Origin of the sequence: Streptomyces sp. NPDC002138, from assembly GCF_040296485.1 — a bacterium.
Lineage (GTDB): Bacteria > Actinomycetota > Actinomycetes > Streptomycetales > Streptomycetaceae > Streptomyces.
The window spans coordinates 153,737-176,363 of record NZ_JBEOXE010000007.1 but is presented as its reverse complement, the minus strand read 5'-3'; the positions used below and the strand labels follow the sequence as shown (position 1 = coordinate 176,363).

18 protein-coding genes are annotated in these 22,627 nt (G+C 70.7%); 8 read left to right on the top strand and 10 right to left on the bottom strand.

What is annotated here, in order from left to right:
* Positions 1-10: 10 nt before the first annotated feature.
* The 3 genes from ABT084_RS06995 to ABT084_RS06985 all read left to right on the top strand — a co-directional run bounded on the left by ABT084_RS06995 (position 11) and on the right by ABT084_RS06985 (position 3,265).
* Entirely contained in the window at positions 11-952 is a 942-nt protein-coding gene (locus ABT084_RS06995) for an RluA family pseudouridine synthase (protein WP_351038861.1), read from the top strand.
* Positions 953-954: 2 nt separating this feature from the next.
* Positions 955-1,425, top strand: a complete 471-nt coding sequence (locus tag ABT084_RS06990; RefSeq protein ID WP_351038859.1) for a GNAT family N-acetyltransferase — start codon at positions 955-957, stop codon at positions 1,423-1,425.
* 247 nt (positions 1,426-1,672) lie between these two features.
* Complete coding sequence (locus ABT084_RS06985; protein ID WP_351038857.1) at positions 1,673-3,265, top strand: Na+/H+ antiporter; 1,593 nt, start codon at positions 1,673-1,675, stop codon at positions 3,263-3,265.
* Between the two features lie 132 nt (positions 3,266-3,397).
* Here ABT084_RS06985 and ABT084_RS06980 read toward each other — a convergent pair whose 3' ends face one another.
* From ABT084_RS06980 to ABT084_RS06970, 3 genes are read right to left on the bottom strand one after another with little or no spacing between them, the layout of a single operon-like run.
* Positions 3,398-4,447: an SDR family NAD(P)-dependent oxidoreductase gene (locus ABT084_RS06980; protein WP_351038855.1), complete on the bottom strand. Its 1,050-nt coding sequence runs from the start codon at positions 4,445-4,447 to the stop codon at positions 3,398-3,400.
* The gene (locus ABT084_RS06975) at positions 4,444-5,622 is read right to left on the bottom strand and encodes a UDP-N-acetylglucosamine--N-acetylmuramyl-(pentapeptide) pyrophosphoryl-undecaprenol N-acetylglucosamine transferase (protein ID WP_351038853.1); all 1,179 of its coding nucleotides are present in this window, start codon (positions 5,620-5,622) and stop codon (positions 4,444-4,446) included. Before ABT084_RS06975 ends, ABT084_RS06980 begins: the two co-directional genes overlap by 4 nt.
* Positions 5,623-5,681: 59 nt before the next feature.
* On the bottom strand, positions 5,682-6,551 hold the full coding sequence (locus ABT084_RS06970; protein WP_351038849.1) for an IS5 family transposase: 870 nt from the start codon (positions 6,549-6,551) through the stop codon (positions 5,682-5,684).
* Between the two features lie 469 nt (positions 6,552-7,020).
* On the opposite strand from ABT084_RS06970, the gene ABT084_RS06965 reads away from it, so the two are divergent.
* Positions 7,021-7,866, top strand: coding sequence for an IS5 family transposase (locus ABT084_RS06965; protein WP_351038851.1), 846 nt, complete (start codon positions 7,021-7,023; stop codon positions 7,864-7,866).
* Positions 7,867-7,930: 64 nt separating this feature from the next.
* On the opposite strand, the gene ABT084_RS06960 is transcribed toward ABT084_RS06965, so the two are convergent.
* Positions 7,931-8,800: an IS5 family transposase gene (locus ABT084_RS06960; protein ID WP_351038849.1), complete on the bottom strand. Its 870-nt coding sequence runs from the start codon at positions 8,798-8,800 to the stop codon at positions 7,931-7,933.
* Between the two features lie 273 nt (positions 8,801-9,073).
* Between ABT084_RS06960 and ABT084_RS06955 the strand changes: the two genes are divergently transcribed.
* On the top strand, positions 9,074-9,778 hold the full coding sequence (locus tag ABT084_RS06955) for a response regulator transcription factor (protein ID WP_351038847.1): 705 nt from the start codon (positions 9,074-9,076) through the stop codon (positions 9,776-9,778).
* Positions 9,775-11,229 (top strand): sensor histidine kinase, encoded by a 1,455-nt coding sequence (locus tag ABT084_RS06950; RefSeq protein WP_351038845.1) that lies wholly within the window; start codon positions 9,775-9,777, stop codon positions 11,227-11,229. Before ABT084_RS06955 ends, ABT084_RS06950 begins: the two co-directional genes overlap by 4 nt.
* Here ABT084_RS06950 and ABT084_RS06945 read toward each other — a convergent pair.
* A complete protein-coding gene (locus ABT084_RS06945) occupies positions 11,197-12,243 on the bottom strand; it encodes a mechanosensitive ion channel family protein (RefSeq protein WP_351038843.1) in 1,047 nt (348 codons plus the stop codon). The genes ABT084_RS06950 and ABT084_RS06945 overlap by 33 nt on opposite strands.
* 68 nt (positions 12,244-12,311) lie before the next feature.
* Here ABT084_RS06945 and ABT084_RS06940 point away from each other — a divergent pair, with 68 nt between their 5' ends.
* A complete protein-coding gene (locus tag ABT084_RS06940; protein ID WP_351038841.1) occupies positions 12,312-12,881 on the top strand; it encodes a dienelactone hydrolase family protein in 570 nt (189 codons plus the stop codon).
* A gap of 116 nt (positions 12,882-12,997) precedes the next feature.
* Here ABT084_RS06940 and ABT084_RS06935 read toward each other — a convergent pair whose 3' ends face one another.
* The 5 genes from ABT084_RS06935 to ABT084_RS06915 form a co-directional block, all read right to left on the bottom strand.
* Entirely contained in the window at positions 12,998-13,969 is a 972-nt protein-coding gene (locus ABT084_RS06935; protein WP_351038915.1) for a zinc metalloprotease, read from the bottom strand.
* Positions 13,970-14,189: 220 nt separating this feature from the next.
* Positions 14,190-15,851 carry an alkaline phosphatase D family protein gene (locus tag ABT084_RS06930; RefSeq protein WP_351038839.1) on the bottom strand — a complete coding sequence of 554 codons (1,662 nt, stop codon included), beginning with the start codon at positions 15,849-15,851 and terminating at the stop codon, positions 14,190-14,192.
* A gap of 140 nt (positions 15,852-15,991) precedes the next feature.
* Positions 15,992-16,786 (bottom strand): DsbA family protein, encoded by a 795-nt coding sequence (locus tag ABT084_RS06925; RefSeq protein WP_351038838.1) that lies wholly within the window; start codon positions 16,784-16,786, stop codon positions 15,992-15,994.
* A gap of 46 nt (positions 16,787-16,832) precedes the next feature.
* Entirely contained in the window at positions 16,833-17,522 is a 690-nt protein-coding gene (locus ABT084_RS06920) for a hypothetical protein (RefSeq protein WP_351038836.1), read from the bottom strand.
* 66 nt (positions 17,523-17,588) lie between these two features.
* Positions 17,589-18,914, bottom strand: a complete 1,326-nt coding sequence (locus ABT084_RS06915; RefSeq protein ID WP_351038834.1) for a DUF2252 domain-containing protein — start codon at positions 18,912-18,914, stop codon at positions 17,589-17,591.
* Positions 18,915-19,080: 166 nt separating this feature from the next.
* Here ABT084_RS06915 and dnaE point away from each other — a divergent pair, with 166 nt between their 5' ends.
* Positions 19,081-22,623, top strand: coding sequence for a DNA polymerase III subunit alpha (dnaE, locus tag ABT084_RS06910; protein ID WP_351038833.1), 3,543 nt, complete (start codon positions 19,081-19,083; stop codon positions 22,621-22,623).
* Positions 22,624-22,627: the final 4 nt, after the last annotated feature.

Here is a 22,627-nt window from a genome sequence, read left to right as displayed (position 1 = left end):
TACTCGACAGGTGAGTACGATTCCCGAGATCCGAACCCTGCCTGTTCCCGACGGCCTCGAAGGCGAGCGCATCGACGCTGCGATCGCCCGTATGTTCGGGTTCTCCCGGACGAAGGCGGCCGAACTGGCCTCGGCCGGGAAGGTGTCGGTCGACGGCAGTGTCGTCGGGAAGTCCGAGCGCGTGCACGGCGGCGCCTGGCTCGAAGTCGAGATGCCCGCCCCGCCGCGCCCGGTCGAGCTCGTCGCCGAGCCCGTCGAGGGCATGGAGATCGTCCACGACGACGACGACATCGTGGTGGTCATGAAGCCCGTGGGCGTCGCCGCCCACCCCAGCCCCGGCTGGACCGGCACCACCGTCATCGGTGGCCTCGCCGCCGCCGGGTACCGGATCTCCACCTCCGGCGCCTCCGAGCGCCAGGGCGTGGTGCACCGCCTCGACGTCGGTACGTCCGGCCTGATGGCCGTCGCCAAGTCCGAGCGCGCCTACACCTCGCTCAAGCAGCAGTTCCGCGAGCGCGTCGTGGACAAGCGCTACCACGCGCTGGTCCAGGGCCACCCGGACCCGATGAGCGGCACCATCGACGCCCCCATCGGCCGCCACCCCAGCTCGGACTGGAAGTGGGCCGTGACCCAGGAGGGCAAGCCCTCCGTCACGCACTACGACCTGATCGAGGCGTTCCGCGCGGCCTCGCTGCTGGACATCAAGCTGGAGACCGGCCGCACGCACCAGATCCGCGTGCACATGTCCGCGCACCGGCACCCCTGCGTGGGCGACCTGACGTACGGCGCCGACCCGACCATCGCCAAGCGGCTGGGCCTGACCCGGCAGTGGCTGCACGCGGTGCGGCTCGGCTTCGAGCACCCCTCGGACGGCCGGTGGGTCGAGTTCGAGAGCACCTACCCGGCCGACCTGCAGCACGCGCTGGACGTGATCCGCGCCGAGAGCGAGTGAGCGTGGCGGATCGCGTCGCGTACGAGGTCCGGGTCGCGGAGTCGGAGGCCGACCGGGCCGCCTGCTTCGCCGTACGGACCGAGGTCTTCGTGATCGAGCAGGCCGTCCCGGAGTCCCTGGAGTACGACGCCTACGACGCGGGCGCGGTCCACGTCCTGGCCGTGGGCCCGGGCGGCCCGCTCGGCACCGGGCGGCTGCTGCACGGCGAGGCCGCGCTCGGCAAGACCGGCTCCGCGGGCGTCGGCTCGCTCGGCCGGCTGGCCGTGACGAAGGCCGCGCGGGGGCTCGGGGTGGGGGCCGCGCTGGTCCGGGCGATCGAGGCCGAGGCGGTGCGGCTCGGCCTGGACGCGGTGGACCTCGGCGCGCAGACGCACGCACTCGGGTTCTACGAGCGCCTGGGATACGTCGCCTACGGCCCGGAGTTCGACGACGCGGGCATGCCGCACCGCGCGATGCGGCGGGCGCTGCGCTAGCGGTGGTCTCCTGCCTCCGGCGGCGCCGCAAACGCCGGCGGCGCTGGATGCGGCTCGGCTGAGGCCCGGCTTCCTGCGCCGGCAAGGCTGGATCGGGGCGCCTGGCGCTGCCGCCTATCAGTGCCACCACCTCAGCCTCGCCGGCGTTTGAGGCGCCGCCGGAGGCCACCCCGGCACCGCCCCCGCTCGGCCGCACGCGCCCGCAGGCCTAGCGCGTTCACCAGCCGCCATGGGGCAGAGTGAGGGAGTGGATCAGCTCGCCCTCCTCTTCGTGCTCCTGCTCGGGGCCGTCGTCACCGTTCCGCTCGGTGACCGGCTCGGGCTGCCCGCGCCGGTACTGATGACCATCGGCGGGGTGATCCTGGCCCTCGTTCCCGTCGTGCCGAACGTCGACATCCCGCCCGAGTTCATCCTGCCGCTCGTGCTGCCACCGCTGCTGTACGCCTCCGTGCAACGGACCTCCTGGCGGCAGTTCGCGGCCAACGTCCGGCCCATCCTGCTGCTCGCGGTCGCCCTCGTCTTCGTGACCACCGCCGCCGTGGCCGCCGTCGCGCACGCCGTCGTGCCCGGGATGTCCATCGCCGCGGCCGTCGCGCTCGGTGCGCTCGTCGCCCCGCCCGACCCGGTCGCGGCCACCGCCGTCGCCGGAGCGCTGGGGCTGCCCCGCCGGATGGTGTCGATCCTGGAGGGCGAGGGCCTCTTCAACGACGTGACCGCCATCGTGCTCTACCACGTGGCCGTCGGCGCGGCCGTCAGCGGCAGCTTCTCCTGGCCGGGCGCGCTCGGTGAGTTCGTGCTGTCCGCCGTCGTCGCCGTGGCCGTCGGCCTGGCGCTCGGCTGGGCCACCAACCGGCTGATGGGGCGGCTCGACGACGCCACGCTCCAGATCGGGCTGACCCTGCTGGTGCCGTTCGTCGCGTACGTGCTCGCCGAGGAGCTGCGGGGGTCGGGCGTACTGGCCGTGCTGGTCACCGCCCTGTTCCTGGCCGAGTACGCCACGGACGCCGACGACGTGCTCGGGCGGCTCGCCGGGCACACCTTCTGGGAAGTCGTCGACATGCTCGTCACCGGCGTCGCCTTCGGGCTGATCGGCCTGGAGCTGCACAACGTCTTCGGTACGGCGCACGGGCGCGAGGAGAACATGGCCGGATGGGCGGCGGCCGTCATCGCGGTCGTCGTCGGGGTCCGGCTGCTGTGGCTGATGCCCGCGTCCTGGCTGGCGCAGAAGCTGCACGACCGGCGCGATGTCGACGAGGAGATCCCGCTGACCTGGCGCGAGAGCGTGGTCATGTGGTGGGCCGGGATGCGGGGGGTGGCCTCGGTGGCGCTGGCCCTGGCGCTCCCGTACAAGACGGACTCCGGGGAGCCCTTCCCGGTCCGCGACGAGATCGTCTTCATCGCCTTCGCCGTGATCATGGCGACCCTGGTGCTCCAGGGGCTCACCCTGCCGTGGCTGGTCCGCAGGCTGGGGGTGGAGGCGGATGTGGACGCGGACCGCGATGTCGAGCGGGCGCTGGCGATTCGCGCGGCGAAGGCCGCGAAGCGGCGGCTGAAGGAGATCGAGGAGGTGGAGCAGCTGCCGGACGATCTGGTCGATCAATTGCACCGGCGGGCGTATGACGTCGGGGCGAGGATCAGTCCCGACATGGTCGACGAGGAGCGGCGGGCGGCGTACGCGAAGCGGGTCGAGCGGATCCGGGACGTCCAGCGGATCCAGCGGGAGATGATGTCCGCCGCGCGGCACGAGGTGCTTGCGGCGCGCAGTGAGCCCGGTGCGGATCCGGAGATCGTGGACCGGGTCCTGCGCCACCTGGACGTCCGCAGCCTCCGCAATCCGTAGCCGGTGCCGAGGTGTGTCCCGGTGCGGCATGTGGCCCGGCCGCGGCCCGGTTTCGCCTCCGGCGGCGCCTCAATCGCCGGCGGGGCTGGGTTTGGCGGGGCCGGAGATGCCGGGGCGGGGCTGGATTGGCGGCTACACCTGGTAGCGGTCCGGAGCGAAGAGGGGGAGGTGGGATGCGATCCAGTCCGAGGTCAGGGAGAGGCCTGTCGACAGGGGGACGCGGGGGTGCCAGCCCGCCCATTCGCGGGCCCGGGAGTTGTCCGACAGCAGCCGCTGTACCTCGCTCCCCGACGGCCGCAGCCGCGCCGGGTCGACCACGACCTCCGCGTCCCGCCCCGAGGCCGTGATCAGCGCCGAGGCCAGCTCGCCGATGGAGATCTCCTGCCCGGAGCCGAGGTTGACCACCTCACCCAGCGCCCGGTCGCACTCCGCGACCGCGAGGAACCCCTCGGCCGTGTCCGTCACGTACGTGAAGTCCCGCGTCGGGGTCAGCGAACCCAGCCGGACCTCCCGCGCCCCGGAGTGCAGCTGCGCCAGGATCGCCGGGATCACGGCCCGCGCCGACTGCCGCGCGCCGTAGGTGTTGAACGGCCGCACCACCGTCACCGGCAGGCCGAAGGCGTGGTGGAAGGAGAGCGCCATCATGTCCGCGCCGATCTTCGACGCGGAGTACGGCGACTGCGGCTGCAGCGGGTGGCTCTCCGCGATCGGCGCGGTCAGCGCCGTCCCGTACACCTCACTGGTCGAGGTGTGCACCAGCCGCCGCACGGCGTGCCGCCGACAGGCCTCGGCCACGTTCTCGGTGCCGGTCACGTTCGTCTGGACGTAGGCGCCCGGTGACACGTAGCTGTACGGGATCCCGATCAGCGCGGCCAGGTGGAACACGGTGTCGCACCCGGCCACCGCGTCGCTGACCCGCCCCGCGTCCCGGACGTCGCCCGCCCACATCTCGACCGGGCCGTCCGGATCGGCCAGGTAGCGCGCCAGGTGGCCCTTGTCGGCGTACGGCTTGTAGTGCACGAAGGCCCGCACCCGGGCGCCCCGCGCCACCAGCAGGTCGACCAGGGCGGAGCCGATGAATCCCTCCGCCCCGGTGACGAGGACCGTGCGGCCGCTCCAGTCGGTGGCGGTGGCGGTGGCGGGGGCCGTGGCCGCGGTCTTCGGGTGTGCTGCGGTGCTCATGCGTGCTCCAGGGAGGGGGAGGGGAAGGGAAGGGGGTGGCCGCAGACCCGCAGGACCTCGGCGGCCAGGAGTTCGGCGGCCCGCGCGTGCGGGCCCGGATCCGCGGCCCCGGCCATGGCGGCCAGCCGCGCCGGATCGCCGAGCAGCGGCCCGAGGAGGGCGGCGAGCCGCTCCCCGGTGGTGTCGCCGTCCGCCAGCAGCAGACCGGCGCCCGCGTCCGACAGCACCCGGGCGTTGTGCGTCTGGTGGTCGCCGGGCGCGTGCGGATACGGCACCAGCACGGCCGGGACCCCGGTCGCGGCGAGTTCCGCGACGGTCGCCGACCCCGCCCGGCACACCACCAGGTCCGCCGCCGCGTAGACCAGGTCCATCCGGTCCAGGTACGGCACGGCCCGCGCGACCCGGCTGCCGCCGCCGGCCATGAGGTCCGCGACGGCGGTGTCCAGCGCCTTCGGACCGGTCTTGATCAGCAGCTGTACGTCGTCACGGTCCTGCCAGAGCGCGGCCAGCGCGGCCGCGGCCCCGGTCAGCCGCACGGCGCCCAGGCTGCCCCCGTTGAACACCACCAGCCGCCGCCCGGCGGGCACCCGCAGGGCCCGCCGCGCCTCGGCGCGCAGCGCCTCGCGCTCCCGGTGGCCGCGCCGCGCGAGCCCGGCCAGCGCCGCGGAGATCGGCATGCCGGTGGTCAGCGCCCGGGCCCCGCCCGTCAGGTGGGCCCGGCTGCGGTCGAAGGCGACGGCGACGTGCGGGGTGAGCCGGGCCGCGAACCGGTTGGCCCGGCCCGGCACCGCGTTGGACTCGTGGATCACGGCGGGCAGCCCGGCCAGCCGGGCCCCCAGCACGGCGGGGGCGCTCGGGTAGCCGCCCATGCCGACGACGACCCGCGCGCCCTGGGCGCGGATGACCGCACGGGCCTGGCCCGCCGACCGCAGCAGGGCCGCGGGCAGCAGATAGCGCTTCGCGCCGAGCGCGGGGTCGAAGGGGATCATGTCGACGGTGTGCAGCCGGTAGCCCGCGCCGGGGATCAGCTCGGTCTCCAGACCGCGCTCGGTCCCGATGAACGAGATGACCGCCCCGGGGACGGCGGCGCGCAGCGCCTCGGCGAGCGCGAGCCCCGGATAGATGTGGCCGCCGGTGCCGCCCGCACCGATCACGACGGAGAGTGGTGTGGTCATGCCCGCACACTCCCGGTGCGCCCTAAGAAGGTTCTAAGAGGTCGTTTTGATCCGTTGTTTCATCCAGGGATGGGCTGTTTTAGTGGCTTCTTTGGGTCGCGCCAGGAGATGGTGTTCTCGCCGGTGAGGCGGCGGGCCATGAGGTCGGTCATCGCAAGCTGGATGATGGCTGCGGAGCGGGTGGGCAGGGTTTCGTAGTCGCGGGCCAGGCGTCGGTGGAGCATGAGCCAGCCGTAGGTCCGCTCGACCGCCCACCGCTTGGGGATGGGGGTGAAGCCCCTGGTCCCGGGGGTACGGGTGGTGATCTCCATGTCGATGCCGAGGGTGGCGGCGTGTTCGACGAGGTGTTGGCGGTAGCCGCCGTCGACCCAGACCTTGCGGATTGCGGGATGTTCGGCGGCGACCTGGTCGATGAGGCGGGTGCCGGCGACGGAGTCCTGCACGCTGGCCGCGGTGACCAGCACCGTGAGGAGGAGGCCGAGCGTGTCGGTGACGATGCTTCGTTTGCGGCCCGCGATCTTCTTGCCGGCGTCGATGCCCTGGCTGGCGGCGGGAACGCTGGTGGAGGTCTTGACGCTCTGGGCGTCGATCACACATGCCGAAGGCTCCGCGTTCCGCCCTTCCTTCTCACGCAGGAGGCGCCGTAGGACCCCGTTGAGCTGGGCAAACACCCCCTCGTCAGCCCATCTGGCGAAGTAGCCGTAGACACTTTGGTGTGGCGGGAAGTCATGCGGGAGGTAGGCCCACTGGCAGCCGGTGCGGTCCACGTAGAGGATCGCGTTCATGATCTCGCGCAGGTCATGCCGTGGAGGCCGGCCGAAGTCCAGAGCCCTGCCGCGGCGCTCGAAACGCCAGGCGGACAGCACTGGCTCGATCAACTCCCAGCGGGCATCGGACAGATCACTCGGATACGGACGTCGCTTCTCCATGCTTCCGGCGTACCGCGCCGGACCGAGTGTGCCCAGGCGCACAGGGATGACGATGGAAGCACCCGGCTCCGCTCGCCGGGCATCATGGGATGAGACGGGCAAGAGCAGCTTCTCGCCTCATTCGTCACCCCTCAGACCTCATCGGGCGCAGCCACACCTGCTGACTCTCCTGCAGCGCCATCCAGCCGTCCTCAAGTCAGTCGATAACGACCCAAGAAAGATTAAAACGACCTCTAAGTGGATGTTCTGTCCGTTGAAGCCCGGTTTGATGCCGTCTGTGGAGAGTCCGAGAAGCAGCATTCGCTAGCGATTCCGCCGATTTCGTACCCGGCCTGTCCGGCTTCCAGTCGGGCGCGTCGCCCAGGTTTACGACTAAAGCTCCTGTCCGGTTCGAAAATGCCGGACTTGGTGGCGCCGGGTCGAGCAACGGCACAGCCCTCCGCGAGCTACGGACCGTATCAGTAGCGTCATGACTGCACAGCCGGCCCGCAAGCCATACCCCTCCGATCTGTCCGACGCCCGCTGGGCCCTGATCGAACCGGTCCTGAACGCTTGGAGAGCCGAGCGGCAGAAGACCTCCCTCAACATCGGGCGCAAGGCCGCTGACCTGCGTGAAGTCATGAACGCGATCCTCTACGTCAACCGCACCGGCATCCCCTGGCGCTACCTGCCACACGACTTCCCCGCCCACACCACCGTCTTCTCCTACTTCACCGCCTGGACCGCAGACGGCACCATCGAGCAACTCGGAGTCCGTCTACACCGCCTGGTCCGCGAGAAAGAAGGCCGCGACCCCCAGCCAACGGCCTGCGTCATCGACTCACAGTCCGTCAAGACCGCCCACACCGTGCCCCTCAATACCCAGGGCATCGACGCAGGAAAGAAGATCGTGGGCCGCAAACGCAGCATCGTCGTCGACACCCTCGGCCTACTACTCCTGGTCATGGTCACCGCGGCCAGCGTCTCCGACAACGAAGCCGGCAAACAGCTCCTCACCCGCACCGCAGCCGCCCACCCAAGCATCACCAAAGTCTGGGCCGACACCGGCTACAAGAACCAGGCCGTCGAACACGGCGCGAAACTCGGCATCGACGTCGACGTCGTCCCTAGAAACACCCAGGTCAAGGGCTTCTCCGTCCTACCCCGCCGATGGGTCGTGGAACGCAGCCTGGGCTGGATCATGCAGCACCGCAGACTCGCCCGCGACTACGAAACCAAACCCGAACACTCCGAAAGCATGATCCGCCTCGCCGCCATCTCCACCCTCGCCAAACGCGCAACCGGCGAAACCACCCCAACCTGGCGAGACGCATAAACCATAATCACCCATGAACTACACGAACCAGACGTCCTCTAAGAGGTCGTTTTGATCCGTTGTTTCATCCAGGGATGGGCTGTTTTAGTGGCTTCTTTGGGTCGCGCCAGGAGATGGTGTTCTCGCCGGTGAGGCGGCGGGCCATGAGGTCGGTCATCGCAAGCTGGATGATGGCTGCGGAGCGGGTGGGCAGGGTTTCGTAGTCGCGGGCCAGGCGTCGGTGGAGCATGAGCCAGCCGTAGGTCCGCTCGACCGCCCACCGCTTGGGGATGGGGGTGAAGCCCCTGGTCCCGGGGGTACGGGTGGTGATCTCCATGTCGATGCCGAGGGTGGCGGCGTGTTCGACGAGGTGTTGGCGGTAGCCGCCGTCGACCCAGACCTTGCGGATTGCGGGATGTTCGGCGGCGACCTGGTCGATGAGGCGGGTGCCGGCGACGGAGTCCTGCACGCTGGCCGCGGTGACCAGCACCGTGAGGAGGAGGCCGAGCGTGTCGGTGACGATGCTTCGTTTGCGGCCCGCGATCTTCTTGCCGGCGTCGATGCCCTGGCTGGCGGCGGGAACGCTGGTGGAGGTCTTGACGCTCTGGGCGTCGATCACACATGCCGAAGGCTCCGCGTTCCGCCCTTCCTTCTCACGCAGGAGGCGCCGTAGGACCCCGTTGAGCTGGGCAAACACCCCCTCGTCAGCCCATCTGGCGAAGTAGCCGTAGACACTTTGGTGTGGCGGGAAGTCATGCGGGAGGTAGGCCCACTGGCAGCCGGTGCGGTCCACGTAGAGGATCGCGTTCATGATCTCGCGCAGGTCATGCCGTGGAGGCCGGCCGAAGTCCAGAGCCCTGCCGCGGCGCTCGAAACGCCAGGCGGACAGCACTGGCTCGATCAACTCCCAGCGGGCATCGGACAGATCACTCGGATACGGACGTCGCTTCTCCATGCTTCCGGCGTACCGCGCCGGACCGAGTGTGCCCAGGCGCACAGGGATGACGATGGAAGCACCCGGCTCCGCTCGCCGGGCATCATGGGATGAGACGGGCAAGAGCAGCTTCTCGCCTCATTCGTCACCCCTCAGACCTCATCGGGCGCAGCCACACCTGCTGACTCTCCTGCAGCGCCATCCAGCCGTCCTCAAGTCAGTCGATAACGACCCAAGAAAGATTAAAACGACCTCTAAGAGGAACTCTCAGAACCCTTTGGCACCCTTTGTTCCATGAGTGGTCAGACGAGTGGCGGTCAGCGGATTCTGGTGGTGGACGACGAGCCCGAGGTGCGGGCCGCCGTCGAGGACGGCCTCGCGGTCGAGGGGTACGAGGTGCGCGGGGCCGCCGACGGGCTGGCCGCGCTGGCCGAGGTCGGGAGCTGGCAGCCCGACGCGCTCGTGCTCGACGTGATGATGCCGGTGCTCGACGGGCTCGCGGTGTGCCGTCGGCTGCGGGCTCTGGGCGACCGTACGCCCGTACTCGTCCTCACCGCGCTCGGCTCGGTCAGCGAGCGGGTCGACGGGCTGGAGGCGGGGGCGGACGACTACCTCGTCAAACCGTTCGCCCTGGACGAGCTGGTGGCCCGGGTCCGGGCGCTGCTGCGGCGGGCCGCGCCGGACGCGGGCGCGGGCTCCGGCGAGCTGGGCTACGCCGACCTCGTCCTGGACCCGGCGACCCGGACCGGGCACCGGGGCGGCCGGAGCCTGGAGTTCAGCCGGACCGAGGCCGCCCTGCTCGAACTGCTGCTGCGCCACCCCGGCCAGGTGCTGCCGCGCGAGCTGATCCTGGAGCTGGTCTGGGGGCGCGATTTCGGGCCGGACTCCAACTCCCTCGCCGTGTACGTCGGTTACCTGCGCCGGAAGCTGGAAGCGGCGGGCGAATCCCGGCTGGTCCACACGGTGCACGGGGTCGGCTACCGGCTGGACGCGGCGTGAGCGCCCCCAGCAACAAGCCCGGGCCCGGGCCCGGGCCCGGGCGGGGCGGCCGGCGCGAGCTCGGCGCGCCCTGGCGGCGCCGCCGCCCGCTGCGGACCCGGCTGGCGCTCGCCGTCACCGCGGCCGTCGCGTTCGTCGCGCTGGGGGTGTGCGGGGCCGCCTTCGCCGTCGTGCGCTCCGCGCTCTACCACCAGCTCGACCTCAGCCTCACCCAGTCCGCCCGGCTCGCCGCACAGCGCGACCCCGGGGCGGGGCCCGGGACCCTGGCCGGGCAGTGCCGCTTCCTGGCGGCGCCCGCCTGCGCCGAGGTGGTGCCGCGGGACCCGGGCCGGGACCCGGCGCAGGGGTTCCTGCTGCCGGTCGGCGCGCGGGCCCGGGAGGTCGCCGCGGGCGAGCGGGCGCCCTACTACACGGACATCGAGGTGGCCGGGTTCCCCGCCCGGATGCTGACCACCGACTTCGCGGACGGGCGGGCGCTGCAGGTCGCGCTGCGCGCCGACACCGTCGAGGCGGGCATCACGGACGCCGCCCACCTGCTGCTCCTGACGGGCGCGGCCGGGGTGCTGCTCGCGGCCGCCCTCGGGTACGGGGTCTCGCGCACCGGGCTCGCGCCCGTCACCCGGCTCACCGCCACCGCGGCGCGGATCGCCGCGACCCGCGACCCCCGGCACCGGATCGAACTGCCGCCACCGGGACGGGAGGACGAGATCACCCGCCTCGCGGACAGCTTCAACACGATGCTGGGCGAGCTGGAGCAGTCCGTCACCGCCCAGCGCAGGCTGGTCGCCGACGCCTCGCACGAGCTGCGCACCCCGCTCACCGCGCTGCGGACCAACGCCGAACTGCTGGCCCGGGCCGACCGGCTGACCCCCGAGCAGCGCGAGCGGGCCGCCGGGGCGCTGGGCCGTCAGCTGCGGGAGGTGACCGGGCTGGTCAACGACCTGATCGAGCTGGCCCGGGACGAGGAGCCACAGCCCCTGGTGGAACAGGTGCGCCTCGCCGCGCTGCTGGAACACGGGGTGGCGGCGGCCCGTACGCACTGGCCGGCCGTCCCGTTCGTCCTCCGGGTGGACGAGGGGGTCCGCGGGGCCGGGGGCACGGTTCCCGGCGTCCCGGCCCGGCTCAGCAGGCTGCTGGCCAACCTCCTCGACAACGCGGCCAAGTTCAGCCCGCCGGGGCTGCCGGTGGAGGTCGGGCTGACCGCTCCCGACGGCCGCCCGGAGCTGACCGTACGCGATCACGGCCCGGGCATCTCGGACGAGGACCTCCCGTACGTCTTCGACCGCTTCTACCGCGCGCACGCCTCCCGCGCCCTGCCCGGCTCGGGCCTCGGCCTCGCCATGGCCCGCCAGATCGCCCGCGCGCACGGCGCCGAGCTGGAGGCGCGGCGGGCCCCGGGTGGCGGGGCGCTGTTCCGGCTAACCTTCGGCCGGCGACTCGGCGGCCGGTGAGGTGGCGATCCGGGGGAGGGCGTACGGGTGTTCCGCGGCCAGCCAGGCGATCAGCCGCTCGCGGACCGCGCAGCGCAGGGTCCAGATGTCGTCGGCGTCCTTCGCGGTGACCACGGCGCGGACCTGGATGGTGTGCGGGGTGGTGTCGGTGACGACCAGGCCGCTGGAGCGGCCGTCCCACTCGGGGTGCTCCTTGAGGATGTCCTGGAGCTTCTCCCGCATCAGGGCGACCGGCGCCCGGTGGTCCAGGTGCAGGTAGACCGTCCCGGTCATCTCCGCACCGCCGCGCGACCAGTTCTCGTACGGCTTCCCGGTGAAGTACGACACCGGCATCGTGATCCGCCGCTCGTCCCAGGTCCGCACCACGAGGAAGGTCAGGGTGATCTCCTCGACCTTCCCCCACTCCTTGTCCACGACGACCGTGTCCCCGATCCGCACGGTGTCGCCGAAGGCGATCTGCAGCCCGGCGAAGAGGTTCCCGAGCGTGGACTGCGCCGCGATGCCCGCCACGATGCCGACGACGCCCGCCGAGGCCAGCATCGAGGCGCCGACCGTCCGCATGGTCGGGAAGGTCAGCAGCATCGCGGCCACGGCCAGCACGACGACCATCGCCGTGACGGCCCGCTGGATGAGCGTGACCTGGGTACGGACCCGGCGGACCCGGGCCTGGTCGGTGGCCCCGGCGGCGTAGCGCGCGTACACGGACTCCACGGCCGCGGTTGCGATCCGCACCAGCAGCCAGGCCGCCGCCCCGATCAGCACCAGGTCGAGGGCGCGGCCGACGCCGTCCCGGTGCTCCTCCAGCACCTTGGCCTGCGGGTAGGAGGCCCGCAGCAGGGCCGCCCACAGCAGCAGCAGGAACGGCGGGCGGCAGCGGCGCAGCAGACCCCACAGCGGGGTCTCCCGGTGCCGGGCGTCGGCGCGGCGCAGCAGCAGGTCGAGCAGCCACCCGGCGAGCAGGGTGAGTACGACCGAGCCGCCGACGACGATCAGCGGGCGCAGTACGGTCTCCATGCCCCGACCGTAGCGGAGCCGGTCGGCCTCCCGTGGGCGGGAGCCCGCGGAGCTGGCACGATTGCCTCATGAACATCATGCTTTTCCACTCGACGTACGGACTGCGGCCCGCGGTGCACGCCGCCGCCGAGCGGCTGCGCGCCGCCGGGCACGAGGTGCAGGTCCCCGACCTCTTCGCGGGGCGGACGTTCGAGACGGTCGAGGAGGGCATGGCCCACCAGGAGGAGATCGGCCGCGACGAGCTGCTCAAGCGGGCGGTCCTGGCGGCGGCCCCCTTCTCCGACAGCGGTCTGGTCTACGCCGGCTTCTCCTTCGGCGGCTCGATCGCCCAGCACCTCGCCTTCGCCGACGACAAGGCGCGCGGGCTGCTGCTCCTGCATGGCACCTCGGACATCGCCGACGACGCGGCCGTGGACGAGCTGCCGGTGCAGCTGCACCTCGCGGACCCGGACCCCTTCGAGCCGCACGACTGGCTGACCGCCTGGTACCTGCGGATGCAGCGCGCGGGCGCGGACGTCGAGGTCCACCGGTACCCGGGCGCGGGCCACCTCTACACGGACCCGGACCTGCCGGACTACGACGAGGAGGCCGCCGACCAGACCTGGAAGGCGGCCCTCGCGTTCCTCGACAGCCTTTAGGGCGTCCCGCGCGGCGGTCGGGTTCCGCGCGATGGGGGAGACAACGGAAGCCGTCGTTCACGACGAGGGGGCACGGCCCGGCGGATGCCGGACCGTGCCCCGTCACCGCTGTGCCACTAGCCGCGGTAGGCGGTCCACATGCTCTTCATGCGGGCCACCTGGCCCGCGGTGAACTGGTACATGCACGAGTCGTACGTGTAGTCCATGAAGTTGTGGATCGGGTCCACGCCGCTCGCGGTGCAGGTGTCGCGCCCGGTCGGGCACTCGAACGCCGCGCTGGACTCGGCCGGGGTGTCGGAGACCGAGTCACCGCTGCCCGAGCAGCCGCCCTGGAAGGTGTGGTAGAGCCCCAGCCAGTGGCCGACCTCGTGGGTGGCGGTGTCGCCCTGGTTGTAGTTGGTGGCCGAGCCACCGGGGATGGAGCTGTTGAGGATGACCACGCCGTCCATCGTGGGCTGCGAGGCGTAGGAGCTGGGGAAGGTGGCCCAGCCGAGCAGCCCGCCGCCGAGGTTGGCGGTGTAGAGGTTCAGCGCGTTCTTGCCGCCCTTGCGCAGGGCGTTCTTCATGTCCTTCTCGGCCTTGGTGCCGTCGGAGACGGTGTACCAGGTCGCGTTGTTCGTGGTGTCGGTGCCGGCCAGCGAGAACTGGAAGCCGGAGTCGACGTTGCCGCTGCCCTGGCCCGCGTAGGCGGCGTTCAGGACCGCGATCTGGCTGTTGATCTGGGCGGACGTCAGCTGTCCGGCGGAGCCGTTGGTGATCACGTGGACGTAGACCGGGATGGTCGTCGTCGCGGCGACGGCGCCGGCGCTCGCGCGCAGGCCGTCGAGCTGCTCCGCCTTGGCGGTGGCGGCCGCCAGGCCCAGCTTCGACTTCAGGTCGGCGTCCATGGCCTTGACCTGCGCGTCCGACACCTCGTTGGGGTCGGACGCGTGCTTCGCCTGGGGGCGCGTCACACGGGCGTTGGCGGCGGCGCCGGAGCCCTGGTCGGCGCAGACCTCGGCGGGGGTTTTGGGCGAGGCGGCGGCGACCGTGGTGGGGACGGTCAGCGGCGCGAAGGCCAGGGTTCCGGCGAGGACGGCCGTGCCCATGAGGCGGCGGCGGAGAAGGGGGGATATGCGGGCAGCAGCGCGCACGTTGGCTCCTCGTAGCGTGGTGGGGGCGGAGGTATTTCCTCACGCTGGCGCGAAGCTTACGTGCGCATGTCATCTTTGAGTCAATGCTTGAAAGTAAAAGATTTGTTGCTTCAGGGGAGCGGGGGCTTCCGAAACGTGGCCGAAAACCCCCGCTCACAGGAAAATTGACGGTCTGTCAGCGAACGGGCCGGTCTGCCCGCTCCACCTTCTGGGTACCGTTCAGCGTCCGGTAGGACCGCTCCCAGGACGTGGTCGCGTCCTGCTTGGTTTTGTCCGAGATCACGTAGTAGTCCATCTGCGACCGCTCGGCGGTCACGTCCAGAACCCCGTACCCGTGAGCGTCCATGTCCAGCCATTTCACATGGCGGTTGGCGGCCTTCACGGCCGTTTCGGCCACCAGGGAGACGGTGTCGGCCGGGACGTGCAGGATGTCGTCGAGGTTGTCCGAGGTCACCGAGGTCACCACGAACTCGACCGCGGCCGACTTGGAGAAGGGGTACGTCGCCGCCGTCACCGGCACGTCGTTGGCCCAGGCCATGTGGATGTCACCGGTCAGGAACACCGTGTTCTTGATGTTCCGGCCGCTCAGGTGGCCCAGCAGCTCCGCCCGGTCGTCCGTGTACCCGTCCCACTGGTCGACATTGACGGCGAGCCCGCCCTTGGGCAGCCCCAGCAGCTCGGCCAGCGGCTCCAGCAGGTGCGCCGGGAGCGAGCCGAAGGCCACCGGCGAGATCATCACCGAGGTGCCGACCAGCTTCCACGCCGCCTGCGAGGAGGCCAGCCCCGACTTGAGCCAGTCCAGCTGGGTCCGGCCGGTGATGGTGCGCTCCGGGTCGTCGACCTTGCCGCTGCCGACGGTGGCCTGCTGCGAGCGGAAGGTGCGCAGGTCCAGCAGGAGCAGGTCGACGAGGCCGCCGAAGCGCAGCCGACGGTAGACGGTGCCCTCGGTGGAGGTGCGGACCGGCATCCACTCGAAGTAGGCCTGCTTCGCGGCGGCGGCGCGGGCCGCCCAGTCGCCCTCGGTGCCCGGGGTGTGGTTCTCGGCCCCGCCCGACCAGGCGTCGTTGGCGAACTCGTGGTCGTCCCATATCGCGATCACCGGATGGACGGCGTGCAGGTTCCGCAGGTCCGCGTCCGTCTTGTACTTGCCGTGCCGGGTGCGGTAGTCGGCGAGGGTGAGGATCTCGTGCAGCGGCTCGTGCTGACGCACCACGTACTTCGCCTCCGGGAACCCCCCGGTCTTGTACTCGTATATGTAGTCACCCAGGTGCAGCACCGCGTCCAGGTCGGTACGGGCGGCCAGGTGCCGGTAGGCCGAGAAGTACCCGGACTCCCAGTTCGCGCAGGACACGACGCCGAAGCGGACGCCGGGCACCTGGGCTTCGTTCGCCGGGGCGGTGCGGGTCCGCCCGGCGGGGGAGATGGTGGCGCCCGCGGTGAAGCGGTACCAGTAGGTGGTCTGCGGGCGCAGCCCGCGCACGTCGGCCTTGACGGTGTGGTCGGCGGCCGCGGTCGCGGTGACGGAGCCGCTCGCGGTGATCCGGGAGAAGGCCCGGTCCTCGGCCACCTCCCAGTCCACGCGGGTGGCGGGGCCGAGGCCGGAGCCGGGGACGGCCTCGGCGGTGGGGGTGACGCGGGTCCAGAGCAGGATGCCGTCGGGCAGCGGGTCGCCCGAGGCGACGCCGTGCAGGAAGAGCGGCGCGTTCTCGGCGGCGTGGGCGGCGCTTCCCAGGGCGGCCGTCGCGGCGAAGGGGGCGAGCGCGGCGACACCGGCGGCGGCCTTGACGACCGTACGGCGGCGCGGCTCGGTGGCGGAGGAGGGGAGAAGACTGGTCACGGGCGGTCAGATTACTGGCCAGTAAGGCCAGAAAACAGTGCTGGACAGGCAAAGGGCGGACGAACTCTGGGAGTTCGCCCGCCCTTTGGTCCCGCCGTCGCGGGATCAGCCGTTGATCAGCCCTTGATCAGCGCCCTTGATCAGCCCTTCAGCGCCGCGTCGATCGCCGTGTTGTACGCGTCGACCGTCTGCGGGGTCTCGATCTTCTTGCCGTCCATCTTCAGCGTCGGAGTGCCCGTCACCCCGGACTTGTTGAACGCCTTCGACATCTCCAGCGCCCAGCGGTCGTAGGTGCCGTCCTCGACCGCCTTCTTGAAGGCCGCGTTGCCCTTGAGGGCCGGGACCTGGTCCGCGATCTTCAGCAGGGCCGCGTCCTTGGCGAAGGCGTCGTCGCGCTCGTCGGGGTGGTTCGCCGTCGAGTACAGCGCGGCCTTGTACTCCAGGAACGCCTCGGGGCTGACGTCGAGCGCCGCGCCCAGCGCGCTGAGGGCGTTCTTCGAGCCCTCGCCGGAGGACATGTTGTCGATGAAGGTCGCGCCGAAGTACTGGAGCTTGAACTTGCCCGCGTCGACGTCCTTCTTCACCTGGGCGCCGGAGCTCTGCTCGAACTGGGCGCAGGCCGGGCAGCGCGAGTCCTCGTACAGCTCCAGGGTCTTCTTCGCGTCGGCCTTGCCGATGACCACGGTCGTGCCGTTGTCGCCGGTGGTGTTCTTCGGCTTGACCAGCGTGGCCGTGGCCGCGGCCTCCCAGGCGGTCGGCTTGGTGTTCTGGACGACCGCGTAGCCGATCCCGCCCGCCAGGGCGAGGGCGGCGACGACCGCGCCCGCCACGATGAACTGCCGACGGGCCTTGTCCTTCTTCGCCTGGCGCTCGCGCTCGGCGCGCAGCTTCTCGCGGGCGGCTGCCTTGTTGGCCTGGCTGTTGCGAGAACTCATGGGGTACTCCGTGGGGTGATGCGGGTCGGATGGGGGACTGCCTGGGTCAGACGCCGAACAGCGGCGCCGGACGGGGCGGTCCCCTCCGTCCCACGGAGTGCACGGGGAAGCGCGTACGGGCCCCCGCGCCCGGACGTGCCGTGCGCGGCGCGGGCCGCGCGGACGGCGGGGCGGCGCCGCCCGAGGCCACCGCCAGCAGCAGCGGCCGGAAGGCGCGCACCGCGACCACCCGCAGCAGCCGGCCCAGCGCCCGCTCCCCGCGGCGCAGCCACAGCGCGGCCAGCAGCCCCACCGAGACGTGCGCCCCGAGCAGCAGCCAGGGCGTCCAGGGCGCGGGCGAGGCGAGCAGCAGGGCGGGATCCGGAGCGGCCCCGGTGACCTCGGTCAGCGGGCCGCCCACCGGGGTGCCCCCGCACAGCTCGGCCAGCCCCAGCGCGCGCAGCGGACCGTCGACCGGGCCGCCCGCGGGGCCGTAGCAGAAGTGCTGGGCGGCGGTGAAGGCTGTGTCGGCGGCCAGCTCCAGCGGGACCAGCAGCCCGGCGATCGCACCGAAGCCGCGCTCGCGCCCGGCCAGTACGAAGGCCAGTCCGAAGACGGCGGTGAAGGCCCCGGCCACCAGCGCGGGCGGCAGCGGCACCCGGGACATCAGGACGTGCGAGCCGGCCGAGAGCAGCACGACGAGCGCGCTGAACAGCGCCGCCCGCAGCCCTCGTGGCCCTGCCTCTGATATGTCCATTGCGGCCGAGTGTGCCATGCGTCCCTGTGTGCGGGGGACTGTGGCCCCCCGCACACAAGCGGACGTTCAGGCGGTAATCCGCCCATTGCGGAAGAGGTCCACGAAGATCTGGTGGTCGGCGCGCGCCCGGGCTCCGTAGGCGTGCGCGAAATCGACCAGCAGAGCGGCGAAGCCCTCCTCGTCGGCCGCGATCGCCGCGTCGATCGCCCGCTCGGTGGAGAAGGGCACCAGCGACTGCCCGCTCTCGGCCGCGTCGGCCGCCGCGTGCATGGTCGCCGTCGCCCGGCCCAGGTCCGCGACCACGGCCGCGATCTCCTCCGGGTCGTCGATGTCCGACCAGTCCAGGTCCACCGCGTACGGGGAGACCTCCGCGACCAGCTGCCCCGAGCCGTCCAGCTCGGTCCAGCCCAGCCACGGATCGGCGTGCGCCTGGAGCGCGCGCTGGGAGATCACCGTGCGGTGGCCCTCGTGCAGGAAGTACTCGCGCGCCGCCCGGTCGGTCACGTGCCGCGACACGGCCGGGGTCTGCGCCTGCTTGAGGTAGATCACGACGTCGTTCTCCAGGGCGTCGCTGTGCCCCTCCAGCAGGATGTTGTAGGAGGGCAGCCCCGCCGAGCCGATGCCCACGCCCCGGCGGCCGACGACGTCCTTGACCCGGTAGGAGTCCGGGCGCACCAGGGACTCCTCCGGCAGGGTCTCCAGGTACCCGTCGAAGGCGGCCAGCACCTTGTACCGGGTGGCGGCGTCCAGCTCGATCGCCCCGCCGCCCTCGGTGAAGCGGCGCTCGAAGTCGCGGATCTCGGTCATCGAGTCCAGCAGCGAGAAACGGGTCCGGGCCCGGGCCGCGCGCAGCGCCCCCAGCAGCGGGCCCTCGGCCGTGTCCAGGGTGAAGGACGGCACCTCGTCGTTCTTGGCGCCGGTGGCCAGGGCGTGGATCCGCTCCCGGTAGGCGGCGGCGTACGTCCGCACCAGGCCGGTGATCTGCTCGTCGCTGAGCGCCTTGGTGTAGCCGATCAGGGCGACGGAGGCCGCGAAGCGCTTGAGGTCCCAGGTGAAGGGGCCGACGTACGCCTCGTCGAAGTCGTTGACGTTGAAGATCAGCCGGCCGTTGGAGTCCATGTACGTGCCGAAGTTCTCGGCGTGCAGATCGCCGTGGATCCAGACCCGGCCGGTCTGCTCGTCCAGGTACGGACCGCCGTGCCGCTCCCGCTCCAGATCGGCGTAGAACAGGCAGGCCGTGCCCCGGTAGAAGGCGAAGGCCGAGGCCGCCATCTTGCGGAATTTGACCTGGAAGGCGGCGGGGTCGGCCGCGAGCAGCTCACCGAAAGCGGTGTCGAACACGTCCAGTATCTGTTCGGCGCGCTGCTCGTTCGTCGTCTCGGTGACCGCCATGGCGGGTGCCTCCAGGTGGCGCGGGTGGTTCGGCGCTGCCGGTCGGTTTCCGGACAGCGTCCTTGGTCCTGCAACGGATGACCGTACCCGTCGGTGCCCGCGATCTTTTACCGGGTCGACGTAGACTTCGAGGCTGCCCCCTCACTTCCCCCGGAGGTCTGCCGTCGTGACCAAAACGCCGTTCACGCACCTGCACGTCCACACCCAGTACTCGCTGCTGGACGGTGCCGCGCGGCTCAAGGACATGTTCAACGCGTGCAACGAGATGGGCATGTCCCACATCGCCATGTCCGACCACGGCAACCTGCACGGGGCCTATGACTTCTTCCACACCGCGAAGAAGTCCGGCGTCACGCCGATCATCGGGATCGAGGCGTACGTCGCCCCCGAGTCCCGGCGCAACAAGCGCAGGATCCAGTGGGGCCAGCCGCACCAGAAGCGCGACGACGTCTCCGGTTCCGGCGGTTACACCCACAAGACCATCTGGGCGGCGAACGCCACCGGCCTCAACAACCTCTTCCGGCTGTCCTCCGACGCCTACGCCGAGGGCTGGCTCACCAAGTGGCCCCGCATGGACAAGGAGACCATCAGCCAGTGGTCCGAGGGGCTCATCGCCTCCACCGGCTGCCCCTCCGGCGAACTCCAGACCCGACTGCGCCTCGGCCAGTTCGACGAGGCCCTCAAGGCGGCCTCCGAATACCAGGACATCTTCGGCAAGGAGCGCTACTTCCTGGAGCTCATGGACCACGGCATCGAGATCGAGCGCCGGGTCCGCGACGGGCTGCTGGAGATCGGCAAGAAGCTCGGCATCCCGCCGCTGGTGACGAACGACTCGCACTACACCTACGCGAGCGAGGCGGGCGCCCACGACGCCCTGCTGTGCATCCAGACCGGCAAGAACCTCTCCGACCCGGACCGTTTCCGCTTCGACGGCACCGGCTACTACCTGAAGTCCACGGACGAGATGTACGCCATCGACTCCTCGGACGCCTGGCAGGAGGGCTGCGCCAACACGAAGCTGGTCGCCGACCAGATCGACACCGAGGGCATGTTCCAGTTCCGGAACCTGATGCCGAAGTTCGACATCCCGGACGGCTACACCGAGGTCACCTGGTTCCGCGAGGAAACCATGCGCGGCATGCAGCGCCGCTACCCCGGAGGCATCCCGGACGACCGGATGAAGCAGGCCGAGTACGAGATGGACACGATCATCTCGATGGGCTTCCCCGGCTACTTCCTCGTGGTCGCCGACTTCATCATGTGGGCCAAGAACCAGGGCATCGCGGTGGGCCCGGGCCGTGGCTCCGCGGCCGGTTCGATCGTCGCCTACGCCATGGGCATCACCGACCTCGACCCGATCACCCACGGTCTGATCTTCGAGCGGTTCCTGAACCCCGAGCGCGTCTCCATGCCCGATGTCGACATCGACTTCGACGAGCGCAGGCGCGTCGAGGTGATCCGGTACGTGACCGAGAAGTACGGCGCCGACAAGGTCGCCATGATCGGCACCTACGGCACCATCAAGGCCAAGAACGCGATCAAGGACTCCGCGCGCGTCCTCGGCTACCCCTACGCCATGGGCGACCGGCTCACCAAGGCCATGCCCGCCGACGTCCTCGGCAAGGGCATCCCGCTCTCCGGCATCCTCGACCCGAAGCACCCGCGCTACGGCGAGGCCGGCGAGATCCGCGGGATGTACGAGAACGAGCCCGACGTGAAGAAGGTCATCGACACCGCCATGGGCGTCGAGGGCCTGGTCCGCCAGATGGGCGTGCACGCGGCCGGCGTGATCATGTCCAGCGAGACGATCACCGACCACGTGCCCGTCTGGGTCCGGCACACCGACGGCGTCACCATCACCCAGTGGGACTACCCGAGCTGCGAGTCGCTCGGCCTGCTGAAGATGGACTTCCTCGGCCTGCGCAACCTCACGATCATGGACGACGCCGTCAAGATGGTGAAGGCCAACAAGGGGATCGACATCGATCTCCTCGGCCTGCCGCTCGACGACCCCAAGACCTTCGAACTGCTCGGCCGCGGTGACACCCTCGGCGTCTTCCAGTTCGACGGCGGGCCCATGCGCTCCCTGCTGCGCCTGATGAAGCCCGACAACTTCGAGGACATCTCCGCCGTCTCGGCCCTGTACCGGCCGGGCCCGATGGGCATGAACTCGCACACGAACTACGCGCTGCGCAAGAACAAGCAGCAGGAGATCACCCCGATCCACCCGGAGCTGGAGGAGCCGCTCGAAGAGGTCCTCGCGGTCACCTACGGCCTGATCGTCTACCAGGAGCAGGTCCAGAAGGCCGCCCAGATCATCGCCGGGTACTCGCTCGGCGAGGCCGACATCCTGCGCCGCGTGATGGGCAAGAAGAAGCCCGAGGAGCTGGCGAAGAACTTCGTCATCTTCGAGGAGGGGGCCCGGAAGAAGGGGTTCAGCGACGCGGCGATCAAGGCGCTCTGGGACGTCCTGGTGCCCTTCGCCGGCTACGCCTTCAACAAGGCCCACTCGGCCGCGTACGGCCTGGTCTCCTACTGGACCGCCTACCTCAAGGCGAACTTCCCGGCCGAGTACATGGCGGGCCTGCTCACCTCGGTCAAGGACGACAAGGACAAGTCCGCGATCTACCTGAACGAGTGCCGGCGCATGGGCATCAAGGTGCTCCCGCCGAACGTGAACGAGTCGGAGCCGAACTTCGCGGCCCAGGGCGACGACGTGATCCTCTTCGGGCTCACCGCCGTCCGCAACGTCGGCACCAACGTCGTCGACTCGATCATCAAGACCAGGAAGGCCAAGGGGAAGTACTCCTCCTTCCCCGACTTCCTCGACAAGGTCGAGGCCGTGGTCTGCAACAAGCGGACCGTCGAATCCCTGATCAAGGCCGGGGCCTTCGACGAGATGGGCCACACCCGCAAGGGCCTGGTCGCCCACCACGAACCGATGATCGACAACGTGGTGGCGGTCAAGCGCAAGGAGGCCGAGGGACAGTTCGACCTGTTCGGCGGCATGGGTGACGAGGGCGCGAGCGACGAGCCCGGCTTCGGCCTCGACGTCGAGTTCTCCGACGTCGAGTGGGAGAAGTCCTACCTGCTCGCCCAGGAGCGCGAGATGCTCGGGCTCTACGTCTCCGACCACCCGCTCTTCGGCCTGGAGCACGTGCTCTCCGACAAGACGGACGCGGGCATCTCCCAGCTCACCGGCGGCGAGCACGGGGACGGCGCGGTCGTCACCATCGGCGGCATCATCTCGGGCCTCCAGCGCAAGATGACCAAGCAGGGCAACGCCTGGGCGATCGCCACCGTCGAAGACCTCGCCGGTTCGATCGAATGCATGTTCTTCCCGGCGACCTACCAGCTCGTCTCGACCCAGCTGGTCGAGGACACCGTCGTCTTCGTCAAGGGCCGCCTCGACAAGCGCGAGGACGTCCCCCGTCTGGTCGCGATGGAGATGATGGTCCCCGACCTCTCCTCCGCCGGGACCAACGCGCCGGTCGTCCTGACCATCCCGACCGTCAAGGTCACCCCTCCGATGGTCACCCGTCTCGGCGAGATCCTGCGCCACCACAAGGGCAACACCGAGGTCCGGATCAAGCTCCAGGGACCGCGCACCACCACCGTGCTGCGCCTCGACAAGCACCGGGTGCAGCCCGACCCCGCCCTCTTCGGCGACCTGAAGGTCCTGCTCGGCCCGTCCTGCCTGGCCGGATAACGGC

Coding starts and splice junctions, on each gene's coding strand:
- ABT084_RS06945 (WP_351038843.1), bottom strand. CDS start 12,243: ATGGAGACCGTACTGCGCCCGCTGATCGTCGTCGGCGGCTCGGTCGTA.
- ABT084_RS06915 (WP_351038834.1), bottom strand. CDS start 18,914: ATGGCGGTCACCGAGACGACGAACGAGCAGCGCGCCGAACAGATACTG.
- ABT084_RS06920 (WP_351038836.1), bottom strand. CDS start 17,522: ATGGACATATCAGAGGCAGGGCCACGAGGGCTGCGGGCGGCGCTGTTC.
- ABT084_RS06925 (WP_351038838.1), bottom strand. CDS start 16,786: ATGAGTTCTCGCAACAGCCAGGCCAACAAGGCAGCCGCCCGCGAGAAG.
- ABT084_RS06975 (WP_351038853.1), bottom strand. CDS start 5,622: ATGACCACACCACTCTCCGTCGTGATCGGTGCGGGCGGCACCGGCGGC.
- ABT084_RS06965 (WP_351038851.1), top strand. CDS start 7,021: ATGACTGCACAGCCGGCCCGCAAGCCATACCCCTCCGATCTGTCCGAC.
- ABT084_RS06955 (WP_351038847.1), top strand. CDS start 9,074: ATGAGTGGTCAGACGAGTGGCGGTCAGCGGATTCTGGTGGTGGACGAC.
- ABT084_RS06980 (WP_351038855.1), bottom strand. CDS start 4,447: ATGAGCACCGCAGCACACCCGAAGACCGCGGCCACGGCCCCCGCCACC.
- ABT084_RS06935 (WP_351038915.1), bottom strand. CDS start 13,969: ATGGGCACGGCCGTCCTCGCCGGAACCCTGGCCTTCGCGCCGCTGACC.
- ABT084_RS06960 (WP_351038849.1), bottom strand. CDS start 8,800: ATGGAGAAGCGACGTCCGTATCCGAGTGATCTGTCCGATGCCCGCTGG.
- ABT084_RS06940 (WP_351038841.1), top strand. CDS start 12,312: ATGAACATCATGCTTTTCCACTCGACGTACGGACTGCGGCCCGCGGTG.
- ABT084_RS06970 (WP_351038849.1), bottom strand. CDS start 6,551: ATGGAGAAGCGACGTCCGTATCCGAGTGATCTGTCCGATGCCCGCTGG.